11 protein-coding genes are annotated in these 13,440 nt (G+C 52.5%); 4 read left to right on the top strand and 7 right to left on the bottom strand.

The window, feature by feature from the left end; all coding sequences use genetic code 11:
- Positions 1 to 80: 80 nt before the first annotated feature.
- Positions 81 to 2,483 (top strand): FdhF/YdeP family oxidoreductase, encoded by a 2,403-nt coding sequence (locus E9531_RS05145; RefSeq protein ID WP_136572674.1) that lies wholly within the window; start codon positions 81 to 83, stop codon positions 2,481 to 2,483.
- A 17-nt stretch (positions 2,484 to 2,500) separates the two neighbouring features.
- The gene (locus E9531_RS05140; RefSeq protein ID WP_244609990.1) at positions 2,501 to 2,842 is read left to right on the top strand and encodes a hypothetical protein; all 342 of its coding nucleotides are present in this window, start codon (positions 2,501 to 2,503) and stop codon (positions 2,840 to 2,842) included.
- A gap of 140 nt (positions 2,843 to 2,982) precedes the next feature.
- Here E9531_RS05140 and E9531_RS05135 read toward each other — a convergent pair whose 3' ends face one another.
- The 5 genes from E9531_RS05135 to hemA all read right to left on the bottom strand — a co-directional run bounded on the left by E9531_RS05135 (position 2,983) and on the right by hemA (position 10,404).
- On the bottom strand, positions 2,983 to 3,375 hold the full coding sequence (locus tag E9531_RS05135) for a VOC family protein (RefSeq protein ID WP_136572673.1): 393 nt from the start codon (positions 3,373 to 3,375) through the stop codon (positions 2,983 to 2,985).
- A gap of 366 nt (positions 3,376 to 3,741) precedes the next feature.
- The gene (locus E9531_RS05130) at positions 3,742 to 6,741 is read right to left on the bottom strand and encodes a putative bifunctional diguanylate cyclase/phosphodiesterase (RefSeq protein ID WP_136572672.1); all 3,000 of its coding nucleotides are present in this window, start codon (positions 6,739 to 6,741) and stop codon (positions 3,742 to 3,744) included.
- 200 nt (positions 6,742 to 6,941) lie between these two features.
- Positions 6,942 to 7,799, bottom strand: a complete 858-nt coding sequence (gene prmC, locus E9531_RS05125) for a peptide chain release factor N(5)-glutamine methyltransferase (RefSeq protein WP_136572671.1) — start codon at positions 7,797 to 7,799, stop codon at positions 6,942 to 6,944.
- A 62-nt stretch (positions 7,800 to 7,861) separates the two neighbouring features.
- A complete protein-coding gene (gene prfA, locus E9531_RS05120; RefSeq protein ID WP_136572670.1) occupies positions 7,862 to 8,956 on the bottom strand; it encodes a peptide chain release factor 1 in 1,095 nt (364 codons plus the stop codon).
- 140 nt (positions 8,957 to 9,096) lie between these two features.
- Entirely contained in the window at positions 9,097 to 10,404 is a 1,308-nt protein-coding gene (hemA, locus tag E9531_RS05115) for a glutamyl-tRNA reductase (RefSeq protein WP_136572669.1), read from the bottom strand.
- Positions 10,405 to 10,554: 150 nt separating this feature from the next.
- On the opposite strand from hemA, the gene acpS reads away from it, so the two are divergent.
- Positions 10,555 to 10,986, top strand: coding sequence for a holo-ACP synthase (gene acpS, locus E9531_RS05110; protein ID WP_136572668.1), 432 nt, complete (start codon positions 10,555 to 10,557; stop codon positions 10,984 to 10,986).
- 58 nt (positions 10,987 to 11,044) lie between these two features.
- The gene (gene nagZ / locus E9531_RS05105; protein ID WP_244609989.1) at positions 11,045 to 12,190 is read left to right on the top strand and encodes a beta-N-acetylhexosaminidase; all 1,146 of its coding nucleotides are present in this window, start codon (positions 11,045 to 11,047) and stop codon (positions 12,188 to 12,190) included.
- A gap of 198 nt (positions 12,191 to 12,388) precedes the next feature.
- On the opposite strand, the gene kdsB is transcribed toward nagZ, so the two are convergent.
- Positions 12,389 to 13,180 carry a 3-deoxy-manno-octulosonate cytidylyltransferase gene (gene kdsB / locus E9531_RS05100; RefSeq protein WP_136572667.1) on the bottom strand — a complete coding sequence of 264 codons (792 nt, stop codon included), beginning with the start codon at positions 13,178 to 13,180 and terminating at the stop codon, positions 12,389 to 12,391.
- Positions 13,177 to 13,359 (bottom strand): Trm112 family protein, encoded by a 183-nt coding sequence (locus E9531_RS05095; RefSeq protein ID WP_136572666.1) that lies wholly within the window; start codon positions 13,357 to 13,359, stop codon positions 13,177 to 13,179. The genes kdsB and E9531_RS05095 overlap by 4 nt, the downstream gene beginning before the upstream one ends.
- Positions 13,360 to 13,440: the final 81 nt, after the last annotated feature.

The raw sequence follows: 13,440 nt of genomic DNA, 5'->3' as shown, positions 1-13,440 counted from the left end.
GGTCGGGTGTGTTGATGCCAGGCCTTGCAGCGTGAAGTCGAACAACGCAGTCCGAGCCATACACAAGCAGGAGGCAAGCCATGGCACAGCAGCAAAAAATCCATTTCTATAAAAGCCCGGCTGGCGGTTGGGGCGCTTTAAAGAGCGTTTCACAAGCACTGATGCGGCAAGATATTCCGCTCAAAGGGGCAAAAACACTTTTGTCGGCGAACCAGCCTGATGGGTTTGATTGCCCCGGCTGTGCATGGCCAGATCGCAATCACGCGTCTACTTTTGAGTTTTGTGAGAATGGTGCCAAGGCCGTTGCCTCAGAAGCGACTGCAAGGCGTTTGACACCAGAGTTTTTAGCGCAATATACCGTTACGGAGCTGGCACAAAAAAGTGATTTTTGGTTGGAGGATCAAGGGCGTATCACGCATCCGATGGTGTATGACCAAGACAGTGATAAGTATGTGCCCATCAGTTGGGATGATGCTTTTGATTTGATGGCCCGACATTTGAATGCTTTGCCCGACCCGAATGAAGCGATTTTTTATACGTCAGGTCGTGCCAGCAACGAGGCCGCATTCCTTTACCAGTTGTTTGTGCGTGAGTACGGTACGAATAATTTTCCAGACTGCTCGAACATGTGCCATGAACCCAGCGGTTCGGCCATGCGTCCGCAGGTTGGGGTGGGCAAAGGCACAGTGACTTTGCATGATTTTGAGCTGACCGAGCTCATCATGATCTTCGGACAAAATCCGGGCACTAACCATCCTCGTATGCTGGGTGAGCTGCGTGAAGCGGCTAAGCGAGGCTGCAAAATCATTAGCTTCAACCCACTGCGTGAGCGCGGGTTGGAGAAGTTCCTTGATCCTCAGGACAAGGTGGCTATGGCTACAGGGCGTGGCACGCCGATCAGCAGTGGCTACTACCAACTCAAGCCCGGTGGCGATTTGGCTGTTGTTAAAGGCATCATGAAATATCTGGTGGAGCGCGAGGATGCAGGCGAGGCGGTGCTTGACCACGCTTTCATCCAAGAACACACAGTAGGCATTGATGTTTTGCTGGATGATGTGCGCGCAGAGTCGTGGGATTTGATAGTGACGGAATCTGGCCTGGCCAAGACCGATATTTTGGATATAGCCAAGCAGTACAAGGAAGCCAAGAGTGCTATTGTCTGCTGGGGGATGGGGATCACCCAGCAGCCACACTCTGTAGCGACCATTCAGATGATGCTGAACATGCTGATGTTGCGTGGCAATATTGGTCGTGACGGCGCAGGCCCTTGCCCTGTGCGCGGCCACAGCAATGTGCAGGGTGATCGCACAATGGGTATATGGGAAAAACCACCTGCGGCGCTACTTGACAAGTTGCGTGACGTATTTGGCTTTGAGCCTCCCCGTGAGCATGGGTATGACGTGGTATCAGCAATCCGAGCCATGCTTGAAGGCAAGGGTAAAGTATTTATTGCGCTGGGTGGGAACTTTGCTGCAGCCACGCCTGACAGTTATGAAACTTGGAAGGCGCTGCAAAACTGCGATCTAACCGTTCACATCACCACCAAGATGAACCGCAGCCATGTGGTGCATGGCAAAGAGGCCTTGATGTTGCCGTGTTTGGGGCGTACTGAAATCGATATGCAGGCCACAGGGCCGCAAGGTGTGACGGTGGAAGACTCCATGAGCATGGTGCATATTTCCACCGGAATGAACCCACCTGCGTCTGAGCACTTGTTGTCGGAGCCTGCCATCGTGGCGCGTTTGGCCCATGCCACCATTGGTCAACGTGGCCGCAATCGCAGCACGACCGATTGGTTGTGGCTGATTGAAGATTACAGCCGCATTCGTGACAAAATTGAAGCTGTGTTCGTGGACTTCAAGGACTTTAATCAGCGTGTTTCAGTGCCAGGTGGTTTTCACCTGCGCAATACGGCCCGTGAGCGAGTTTGGGCCACTGTGTCAAAAAAGGCGCAATTTATTGCACACCCTGTGCCTGTGGATACGCCTGTGCACCGTGCCCGTGCCAAGCACCACGATCAGATCGTGTTTGTGCTCAGTTCAACGCGTTCGCACGATCAGTACAACACCACTATTTATGGTATGGACGACCGCTATCGCGGAGTGTGGGGCCAGCGCAGGGTGGTTTTCATCAACCGAGAAGACCTCAAGGCGCTGGGGTTTAAGGATGGGCAATGGGTCGATATCCATACCGTTTGGGACGATGGCCAGCAGCGCCGTGCAGATCGTTTCAAACTGGTGGCTTACAACACCCCCCGTGGCAGCTTGGCGGCCTATTATCCAGAAACCAACCCCTTGGTTCCGCTGTCCGCCACGGAAAAGACATCGGGCATCCCTACCTCTAAAGCCATCCCAGTGATTTTGGCCTTGAGCGCGCGACAAGAGGCAGACGAAAGTACCGAAGAAATTGGTGATGCGCTGCTGGCGCGACAAGCGTTAGCCGCGCAGGCACCGGTGCAAGGCAGTCCAACATTGACGGTTTAAGTCGCATGCGTTTAGACATGGGGATAGACGCTTCACATGTGGTCAAGCCGCCTGCTCTGGATGCCACTGCGTTAGAGCAGTTGGCGCAGGCGCACGGTATTGATTCCTTGATGCTCGGTGTGCTGTATGCGTTATGGTTAGCACCTGAACAGGCTTGGGTTTCACTGCCTCGTCTGGTCAAGCACCTGCGCAGCAGTGCAAGTGCTCTGTTGCGTACGCTTGCACCGTTGAGTGTGGCACGGGTTCATGGCCAGCCAGGCATGGGCTGGCTGGAAGTGCGTAATGAAGGTTTGCGTTGGCAAACTCGCTTGACGGCAGAAGGGCGCATGCAGTGCGCCGGACTATTCGATATGCGCTGAAAATCGTAATCAGGCAGTTCGTCTTCAATAGCTGGTGGCAATGGTCGACCCTAACCCACTAAGACAGCAAACATGCTCTAAGCATGAGCAATGTACCAAGCCTTTTGTTGTCTTTGGTTGTGCGACTTTGCTTGCTGCTGTTATTTCGGGCGGTACACGGCGCAGAGTTTGTTGCCGTCCGGATCTCGGACATAGGACAAGTACATGGAGCCAGTGCTGCCTTCCCGCAGACCCGGTGGGCCTTCTATGGATGTGCCGCCATGTGCTACAGCAGTGTCGTGAAATGCTTGAACCTGCTCTGGCGACTGGCATTGAAAGCCAATGGTCGCACCATTAGCATAGGTTGCCGGTTCGTTGTTGATAGGCTGACTAATGCAGAAGGTGCCGCCGCCGTGGCGGTAAAACAAGCGCTGATGCCCGCTGGGTGCTTCATTGCGAAATGCTTGGCCTGCGCCTAGTAAACCAAGCAGGGCGTCGTAAAAAGTTTTTGAACGCTCGATGTCGTTAGTGCCGACCATGATGTGGCTGAACATTGTTGTCTCCTGAGGTGAATTCCAAGTCAATGAAGTAGGCCAATGTGATGCATGTATTTGAAGGGGCAAGCATCACATTGTGATCATAGTGGCTTCACGCCGCGTAAGCTGTAACGCAGGTGCCGTCGGCGCATTGACTGCGAAGGCACCCCAAATCCACTTACTGTTGCACCTCAAACGTTGTTGGGGCTGGCTTTGGGTGACATCCTCTTTCAGCTACGCCAGTTTTTTTAGCTTAATGCGTTCTGTTCGGAGATACATTGGGCCATGCAACATGTATCGCTCGAATGTAAATAGAGGTCCATGACTCGAAGTCTTTGTGCGTCGCAAGATTGCTTCTACGAACTCATGCCCCATTCTGTGTGCTCAGTTCGTTTGGACCAATAGTTTTTCTAAACTTTCGATAGGCTGCGGTTCACCAATGAAATAACCTTGCCAGAGGAAGCAGTCGCAGGTTTTGAGATAGTCAATTTGTGTTTGACTTTCAATGCCTTCGGCCACTACTTTCAGTCCCATGCTGTGGCCAAGGCTGACAATGGTGCGTACGATGCTGGCCCCGCTTGCATTGCTGTCAATATCGTGCAAGAAGCTGCGATCAATTTTTACCTCTGTTAAAGGTAAGCGCTGTAGGTAGCTGAGGGAGGAATAGCCCGTACCAAAATCGTCAAGCGAGAAGCTGACACCATAAGCGCGTAATTGGGTCATGCGTTCAATCGCATTTTCAATGTTTTCCAATAGCACGCCTTCAGTTAATTCAATAACCAATCGGTTTGCTGGCGCTCCGCTGCTGGTGATTGCCTGCAAAACGATGTCCACAAACTGGTCGTGCTTGAACTGCTTGGGACTGACGTTTACTGATAGTGTTAGATGGGCTGTTTCTGGGCGTTTGGCCCACTCTGCAAGTTGTTTGCATGCTTGACTCAAAACCCAATTGCCAAGTGGCAATATCAAATTGCTTTGTTCTGCTGTGGTGATGAATTTGTCTGGAGAGACGAAGCCGCTGCCGTGTCGCCAGCGTAGTAATACTTCAGCTCCAATGAGCTGCTGGCCATTGAACTGAGGCTGGAAGTAAAGAACGAATTCGCTCATTGTGATACCGGCTCGAATGTCTTCTTCAAGTGCGACACGGGCACGCACCGATGCTTGCATTTGGGGATCAAAGAAATGCGGCGTGTCCAGGCCTTTTTGTTTGGATTGGTACAGCGCGATATTGGTGCGACTGAGTAATTCTTCTGCCGACAATTCGACGCCATTAAATAATGTGGTGCCGAGGTAGATACCAGGGTAGATGCTGCGGCCATCAAAAATGAATGGTGTTTCAATCGCTTGGATGATTTTGTGGCCGATTTCTTCACAGCGGCGGATTGCATCATCTTCCGTGTAGGCGAGCGCACTGAGTAAGATCGCAAACTCACCTGTGTCGGTGCGTGCAACGGTTTGATCTTCGGATGTGATTTTTCGCAACCGCAATGCTGTTTCTTTCAATACAGCATCGGCCAAGATAGGGCCTTTGTCGTCGCGGATCGTGCGCAAATGATCGAGGTTGAGCAGCAGCAGAGCGCCATACCACTCATGGTGAGAGCTCGTGATGGTTGCTTGCTCTAAGCGATCAAGCAACAGACGTCTGTTTGGCAGCCCGGTGGTAATGTCATAAAACGCCAGTTGTCTGATGTCTTCTTCGGCTTTTTTGTGTGCTGTCAGATCAACCAAGGTCAATACCATTTGGTCGTCCAAAATAATGCCAGACAATTCAACAATGCGGCATGGCATGCTCTGGTCACTTTCGAGATTCAGCTCTAAGGCTTCAAGCATGCCGTTTCGTGCAATGGCAGCACTGACTTGTTGACCCCAATTATCTTGCACGCTAGCCCGTTGTTCTGCATCTGGTAAAGAGTGTGCCCACCACTGATCCAGTGTTTCAGGCGATGGGCCGTACCAATTCGAGTACTCCTTGAATCGAGCATTCATGAACACTATCTGCATTTGTGCATCGGTGATGCATAAGCCTACAGGTAATTGTTCAAAAATTTGTTCATTCTTCTGAATGCGGCGATGCAGTTGGTTTTGTAGCGTTTTAGGCTGGCTTTGATCAAGCAAGATGACGAGGTCACGCGCTGTCAAGGAGTGCTGTGCCACTTTTCCATTGGCGGGCTTGTAGCGCATGATAAGCAAGTCAACCCACACAGGATGCCCCAAACTGTGCTGAAGTCGCAGGTCAGAGATGCGTTCATATGAGTAGTCTTGGTCTTGCGATCGAAGAATTTCTGGTTGACTGAGTTTTTCTAGATCATCGGGGTGGGTAATAGAGGCGATAGTCAGGCGCTGCATCGCTTCTTGGCTATAGCCAAGCAATTGACTAAAGCGTGGTGAAAGGCTGTGAAAGTAGCCATCATTTCTGTCAATTTCAGCAGTGGGAACCAATGGATGTTTTACAAAGGCGAAGTAGCGCATCCATCCTTTGTAGGCGTAGTCTCGGTAGCGTAGACCTTGAAAGACCAACTCATTTTCGCGTAAGCGTTGCAAGAAAATCCAAGCAAGCAGAACAACCAAACCAGTAACAATCAGCCCCCACGGTAGGGCTTGCGAAATCGGATTGACAGCGACTATCGGTCCTGTCGGGGAAAAAATGAGCTCGATGCGTTGCCCAAGAATTTGCATGGCTATATGCAGTTGGTCGTTGTTCCAGCGCAATGATGGCTGCATGTCCGAGCTGGGACTGGCGGTATCGCCCACAAAGGCATGGACTTCGACCCCTTTGGTTTCGGCCAGTCTTTGCACTTCGCGCAACCAGTCGGAAAAACGTAAATCGACAGCAATGACAAGGCCAAACGTGCTGTCGTTTCTTGATTCGATATCGGCAGCTGGTAGTGCCACCAAGGTGATGCCTTGCGATTGCGTGAAGGCACGAACCTCGATGCCGCCGTGGTGATTGAGGAGTGCCTTTTTGATTTTTCCGCCAAGACCTGCATCTTGCTCAACAGCAATCATGCGCAAGATATGGGTGCTGGCAAACTCAGGGTTTGCGATGGCTGTATTCCACTGATCCACTAAGGAGCGGCCATCGTGCTCAGGGTCTCCTGTCAGACTGTTTTGCACATTGAACAGAAAGCGTCCGTACGCTTGCGCACTGGATTGCAATGCATATGCGAATTGCATGGCCTTCATTTCCTGCTGAGCCTGTTGGAGTAACTGCTCTCTGGCATTGTTACCTTGGTTGAGCATCAATAGCCCAGTTCCTAGGCAAGCCAACACAATCGCAGCGAATAGCCAGAAGCCCACTTGCTTTTTCAGAGGAGATGCAAATCCTTCAGGCTGTCCGATAACAGTCTGTGGTAAGCGTGCGTCTGAAGTGTGTGTGTGAATCAAGGCGTTGCGTCGTAAAGCAGTGCTATGGTTGCGCGATCGGAATTTTGGGCCTTGCAGGCCTGCATATGCACAATTTGCAGTTATAAAACTTCAGCTGAAATTTCAATTATATGCAGCATCAAGGTTAGACCAAATGGCTTGTTGAGTGCAGTGTAGGCACATAGGAGCAAGCGCAGAGCTACCTGAATACAGACTTGCTATCAGCCGTTATACAAGCCTGCACTGCAGCGAATATGACCTCCAAGATCATGACGTGTATCGATGGCAATAAAGCCTGCTTGGCGCAGAATTTTTGCTACTGAAGGAGCTTGGTTCCAGCCGTGTTCTAGTAAAAGATACCCTTGAGTTTTGAGATGTGCGACTGCTGCTTGGGAAATGCGGCGAATGTCGTCTAGGCCATCTTCTCCACTGACCAGTGCCTCCTGCGGTTCATGTTGGAGAGCGGCAAGATGAGGGTCGCTTGTCTCAATATACGGGGGGTTTGACACAATCATGTCAAATGGGGGAAGGTTTGCGTGCCGCACTGGAGCGAACCAGTCGCCTTGCAACCATTGAACAGGAAGGCCTAGACGTTGCCCATTGGCTTGCGCTACAGCCAAAGCTTTGCTGCTTTGGTCAATAGCCCAAACGAGCGCATCGGGGCGCTGTTTTTGAATGGCTAGCGCAATCGCGCCACTGCCTGTCCCTAAATCTAATACGCGTGGAGCGGTGATGGAGTGGATCTTCTCCAATGCCCATTCAACCAGAATTTCTGTGTCTGGGCGCGGGTCCAGTGTTGCTGAGTTGATGTGCAGTGGCAGTCCGAAGAATTCTTTACTCCCTGTGAGGTAGGCCACAGGCATTCCATCAGCACGTTGTGCGATGAGGGTTTGCCAGCGCAATTGCTGCTCTGGCGACAGCAATGCATCATCATGGCTGATCAGCCAGGCTCGTCCCTGATCCAATCGGCCTATAGCATGCAGCAGCAGCAGTTGTGCATCAATGCGTGCAAGCCCTGCTTGGTGGGCTTGTTGTAAGGCGTGGGCGATGCTGATGCTGGGAGGAGAGGTGAAAGACATGTCAGACAGAGCGCGTGTGTTTTTCGCTATTGGTGAACCGCATGATGATATGGTTGGGGTAATTATTGCGGCTGCAATTGTGCAATCAGCTCAGCCTCCCGTGCGCTTTGCAATGCATCCAGCACTTCTTGCATATCGCCTTCCATGATGGAAAGCAGTTTGTACAAGGTGAGGTTGATGCGGTGATCTGTCAGGCGACCTTGTGGAAAATTGTAGGTGCGGATGCGATCTGAGCGATCGCCACTACCAATCAGGCCTTTGCGCATGGCAGCATCTTTAGCCGCCTGCTCACTGCGTTCTTTTTCTTGTAATCTGGCCGCTAATACTTGCATGGCCTTGGCTTTGTTGCGATGCTGGCTGCGGTCGTCTTGGCATTCAGCAACCATTCCTGTCGGAAGGTGGGTAATACGCACTGCCGAATCGGTTTTATTGATGTGCTGTCCGCCAGCACCGCTGGCGCGGAAAGTGTCAATGCGCAATTCGGCAGGGTTAAGTTCAACGGCCGCAGTCGCTTCGTCGGGCTCAGGCAGAATGGCAATGGTGCAAGCACTAGTGTGAATTCGCCCTTGCGTTTCGGTTGCAGGAACGCGCTGCACGCGGTGCCCTCCAGATTCAAAACGCAGTTTGCCGTAAACATGCTCACCCTCGATGCGAATCACAACTTCTTTATAGCCGCCCAGTTCGCTTTCATTAGCACTGATGATTTCCACACGCCAGCCCACGGAATCAGCGTAACGGGTATACATGCGCAGTAAATCGCCGGCAAAGAGGGCAGACTCATCACCTCCGGTGCCGGCGCGAATTTCCAGAAATGCATTGCGAGCATCATCAGGATCTCGGGGCAGCAGCAGTCGTTGTAGCTCTGTTTCAAGGTCCTGCATTTGAGACAGCGCCAAGTCATGTTCCTCTTGGGCCATTTCTTTGATTTCGGCATCGCTTGCAGGGTCAGCCAACATGTCTTGTGCGGTTTGTAAATCCCCTGCGAGGGTTTGGTAACGCACATAACGTCCGGCAATTTGGGTGACTTCTGCATGCTCACTGGCTATGGCGCGGTATTGTTTCATGTCTGACATGATGTCCTCGCGCGAGAGCAGGAAGTTCAGCTCATTGAGGCGCTCGGCATAGCGCTCGAGCTGATGTCGCATATAGGTTTGCATAAACTCAATAGGAGGGGTGAACGGATGTTGGCGCAGCGCACAACATGTGCGCGCAATCAAACAGTTCAGAAAGAGGAGGGAGGACGCAGCAGCGTTTGCGCCACCTAGGTTTGCCCGAAGGGCGCGCAGAGGCAGCGACGCTAATGGTGCTTGGAGGAGACGGGGGACTCGCCGCGCAGGAACATGCGAGAGACCATTTGCGCAGTTTGCTGGCGCTCATTGGCATCGCCGTTGCGCAATTGCGTGACGGCCCCGTGCAGCAGTTTTTTAGACAGATTGTTGGCTAGAGCCTGCAGTACTTGCTCAGGGTCGTCGCCCCGTGCCAGCATTTTGCGTGCACGCGCCACTTCCATTTGGTTCCAGACTTGGGCTTGCTGATGCAGTTGCTGAATCAGCGGGACGGTCGCGCTCTGGCTGTTGCGCATCTCCATCCAGCGGATGAAGTGGGTTACTCCGGTGTCAATGATGGCTTCGGCCTGGGCTACAGCAGCTGCGCGTTGGGCTTTGCCACTTTGCACGACATTGGCCAAATCATCAACGGTGTAAAGATAAACGTTTTCCTGAGCTTTGACTTCTGGTTCGATGTCACGCGGTACAGCCAAGTCAACCATGAATATAGGTTTATTGCGCCGGCGTTTGAGGGCGCGCTCAACAGCGCCCAGTCCAATGATGGGGACGCTGCTGGCTGTGCATGAAACAACAATGTCAAATTCATGCAAGAGATCGGGCAAATCGCCAATACGCAATGTTTGTGCGCCCAGCTTGCTGGCCAGTTTTTCGCCACGATCGAGCGTACGGTTGGCCACAGCCATGCTATGCGGCTGTTGGGCGGCAAAGTGGGTACTGACCAACTCAATCATTTCGCCCGCACCAACGAACAAAACCTTGAGTTTGGTGAAGTCTTCAAACAACTGGCTCGCAAGTCGAACTGCGGCTGCAGCCATGCTGATGGAATGCTCGCCAATAGCGGTGCTTGAGCGAACTTCTTTGGCAACGGCAAAAGTGCGCTGAAACAACTGGTGCAAAGTCGTGCCTAAGGCACCGGCTTCTTCTGCGACACGCACAGCGTTCTTCATCTGGCCCAGAATTTGCGCTTCACCAAGCACCATTGAATCGAGACCGCTTGCGACGCGAAAGGCATGGCGAGCGGCCTTGTCTTCGTCCAGCGTGTAGGCGTACTGAGAGAGGTCTCGCGCAGACATTCCGCCATTACGTGCCAACCACTCTAACGAAGCCGATTGCAGTGGCGCAGGTGCGGCACAATAAATTTCTGTGCGGTTGCAAGTTGAAAGAATGGCTGTTTCTACCGGCCCGTTGGAGTTGGATGCAGATAGCGACTCCCGCAACCCTTGTAATGCGGGCGCGATTTGATCTACCGCATACGCAAAACGGCCCCGCAAATCCAGCGGGGCTGTGTGATGGTTGATACCGAGAGTCCAGACTGCCATGGCCTGTGATTATAGATTTGTGACTATTTGTTTGCTGTTCTTGAGTGATGTTCTCAAGATTTATTCATCGTGGGGCCTTGTCGCAATCAATGATGGCTCAAGACCTAGGCATCATGAAAAATGCACAGGCCTCTATCATAATGCTGAACCATGATTTACGGTATTGGTACGGATATTTGCGACATACGTCGGATAGCACAGTCGCTTGAGCGGCACGGTGAGCGTTTTGCCCAAAAGGTTCTGACGGATGCTGAGCTGGCCACTTGGCTGCGGCGCTCTGAGCGCTGGCCTGCGCGCGGCGTTAGTTTTGTGGCGACGCGTTTTGCGGTTAAAGAAGCGTTCAGCAAAGCCATTGGTTTAGGCATGCATATGCCTATGACGTGGCGCCATTGTGAAGTGGGGCACTGGCCCAGCGGGCAACCACGTATCATCACACATGGCCCCCTGACTCCTTGGTGTGAGGAGCGCAAGCTGCATTTTCACGTCACCTTATCTGATGAAAAAGAGTATGCCGTGGCATTCTGTATCGCTGAAGTACAAGGCGGTGCTGCCTCGCACGCTTCGTTGCCTCTTATGCGGTAATGAATGTGTGGATTGATCGCTTCTGCGTGGATTACGGTTGATGAATAGGATTGTGGATATGAGTAAAAAATCTCGCAAGAAAACCCTGCAACATATGCGTAACACGGCCTCGTTGCATGCTCCTTTGCTGATTGATATTGAGGGGCCGCAACTGCAATCTGTTGATCGAGAGCGTTTGGTGCATCCATTGGTTGGTGGATTGACTTTGTTTGCCCGCAATTGGGAAAACCGCAGGCAACTGGTGCAGCTTTGTGCTGATATCAAGGCTGTACGACCTGATTTACTGATTGCCGTAGACCAAGAGGGTGGGCGTGTTCAGCGTTTTCGTACTGACGGTTTTACGAATCTCCCGCCTATGCGTGCATTAGGGCAGATGTGGCAGCACGATGATACGAAGGGATTGCACCGTCATTTACCGGGCAGTGGTGCTATGGTAGCAATGAATGCAGCGACTGTCACTGGCTATGTGTTGGCCAGTGAGTTGCGCGCGTGCGGCGTGGACTTGACTTTTGCTCCCGTGGTGGATTTGGATTGGGGGGGCAGTACGGTCATTGGTGATCGGGCTTTGCACAGTGATGCACGTGTTGTGAGTGTTTTGGCTAAATCCCTCACGCAAGGGTTGTTGCAGGCAGGCATGGCGCATTGCGCCAAGCATTTCCCAGGACATGGTTTCGTGGTGGCTGATTCACATGTGGATATTCCCATTGATGCACGTAGTTTGACTGCAATTTTGCGCGACGATGCGGCACCGTACCAATGGTTGCGCGCCAGCCTTACCGCTGTCATGGTGGCCCACGTGGTCTATTCGAAAGTAGATCGCAGGCCTGCAGGATATTCTGCGCGTTGGCTGCAGGATGTTTTGCGTAACCAAGTGGGATTTGATGGCGCCGTTTTCAGTGATGATTTGAGCATGGAAGGCGGGCGAGTATTAGAAGGCAAGCCTGTCAGCACGACACAGGCAGGCGTTGCTGCACTGAACGCAGGCTGTGATTTGCTGCTTTTGTGCAACCAGAGTTTACATGGGGGTGCTGCATTGGATCAATGGATCGACGGCATGGCCGATGCGTTGAAGATAGGCCAGTGGCAACAAAATGCACACAGCGAACGCCGTCGTTTGGCAATGCTCCCTCAGACACCCCCTATGGCCTGGGATGACTTGATGCAGCATCCTGCATACTTACAAGCACTGGAGCAATTGCCCTAACCGTTCTTTAAATACGGGGAGTGACTGTGTCCCTCAGACACCTGACACTTATTAGAAGAATTGACTTGAGGGAGGTATTTTTTTGAGCTGTTCTAAAGCGGTGCTTGTAAAACGCACTGTTTTTTTATGTCGTGTGTGAGCTGTATGCGGTAGGTCGCGCATACACATACAGTTCGTGTTTTGTTCTTTGGAACATGTTCAGCATTGCGCCGCGTATGCTTGCACGCGGGCTAGGTCTTCTGGCGTGTCCACGCCTGCGGGTGGCGCTTGGTGTGCCAAATGCACGGCGATCGCGTAGCCGTGCCACAACACGCGGAGTTGTTCAAGCGATTCATTGCTTTCAGTAGGCGCTACAGATAGCTTAGGAAACTGCTTGAGAAAGCCTGCTCGATAGCTGTAAATGCCGATGTGGCGAAGCGGTCGGTGCAGGCGATTGCTGCCAGCGAACAGGTTTGACTGGCTTAACGGTTGAGGTATTGCATCGCGAAAATAAGGTACGGGCGCGCGGCTGAAGTACTGTGCTGTGCCTGCGGCATTGAGTACGACCTTGACCACATTCGGATTGAGAAAATCGACTTCATCCTCAATCGGGTGCGCTGCAGTTCCCATTACCGCATGGCTGTGCTGAGCCAATACATGGGCGGTTGCGTTGATAAGATCGGGTGGAATGAAGGGTTCGTCGCCTTGCACGTTCACGACGATGGCGTCATCGGCCAGCGCCAATTGCTCTGCGGCTTCTGCAAGACGGTCACTGCCACTGGGGTGGTCTGCGCGAGTGCGGGCACAAGCAATATGGTGCCGGTCACAAGCAGCATGAATGCGCGCATCGTCTGTAGCCACGATGACAGCGCTGGCTTGGCTTTGCTGGGCTTGCTTGGCCACGCGTACCACCATGGGCAAACCGCCAATATCTGCCAATGGCTTATTGGGTAAGCGGCTAGAACTCATACGTGCTGGAATGAGCACAGTGAACGGCGTTTGCTGGCTCATGCTAGGAGCTCTTGTTCCGTCAGAGGCCGTGCTTCGTTTTCCAGCAAGATTGGGATACCGTCGTGGATGGGGTAGGCCAAGCGTGCTGAGTGTGAGAGTAGCTCCTGGCGTTCACGGTCGTATGTCAAAGGCCCTTTGGTAACGGGGCAGACCAGAATCTCAAGTAGTTTGGTATCCATAAACGTAACTGAGTGAGTGCAAGCATGGCGGCGCTTGGTAGTGGGCCAGCTGCAGGTAGAGAAAGCGGATGGGCACGCGCA

It is taken from the genome of Lampropedia puyangensis, from assembly GCF_004833285.1.
Taxonomy (GTDB): Bacteria; Pseudomonadota; Gammaproteobacteria; order Burkholderiales; family Burkholderiaceae_C; genus Lampropedia; species Lampropedia puyangensis.
The sequence above is the reverse complement of the archived record's forward strand: the minus strand, read 5'-3'. Positions and strand labels throughout refer to the sequence as shown.

Excerpts from the sequence above, each read along its gene's own strand:
- E9531_RS05145 (WP_136572674.1), top strand. The coding sequence starts at position 81 with ATGGCACAGCAGCAAAAAATCCATTTCTATAAAAGCCCGGCTGGCGGT.
- E9531_RS05140 (WP_244609990.1), top strand. The coding sequence starts at position 2,501 with ATGGGGATAGACGCTTCACATGTGGTCAAGCCGCCTGCTCTGGATGCC.
- E9531_RS05135 (WP_136572673.1), bottom strand. The coding sequence starts at position 3,375 with ATGTTCAGCCACATCATGGTCGGCACTAACGACATCGAGCGTTCAAAA.
- prmC (WP_136572671.1), bottom strand. The coding sequence starts at position 7,799 with ATGTCTTTCACCTCTCCTCCCAGCATCAGCATCGCCCACGCCTTACAA.
- prfA (WP_136572670.1), bottom strand. The coding sequence starts at position 8,956 with ATGCAAACCTATATGCGACATCAGCTCGAGCGCTATGCCGAGCGCCTC.
- hemA (WP_136572669.1), bottom strand. The coding sequence starts at position 10,404 with ATGGCAGTCTGGACTCTCGGTATCAACCATCACACAGCCCCGCTGGAT.
- acpS (WP_136572668.1), top strand. The coding sequence starts at position 10,555 with ATGATTTACGGTATTGGTACGGATATTTGCGACATACGTCGGATAGCA.
- nagZ (WP_244609989.1), top strand. The coding sequence starts at position 11,045 with ATGAGTAAAAAATCTCGCAAGAAAACCCTGCAACATATGCGTAACACG.
- kdsB (WP_136572667.1), bottom strand. The coding sequence starts at position 13,180 with ATGAGCCAGCAAACGCCGTTCACTGTGCTCATTCCAGCACGTATGAGT.
- E9531_RS05095 (WP_136572666.1), bottom strand. The coding sequence starts at position 13,359 with ATGGATACCAAACTACTTGAGATTCTGGTCTGCCCCGTTACCAAAGGG.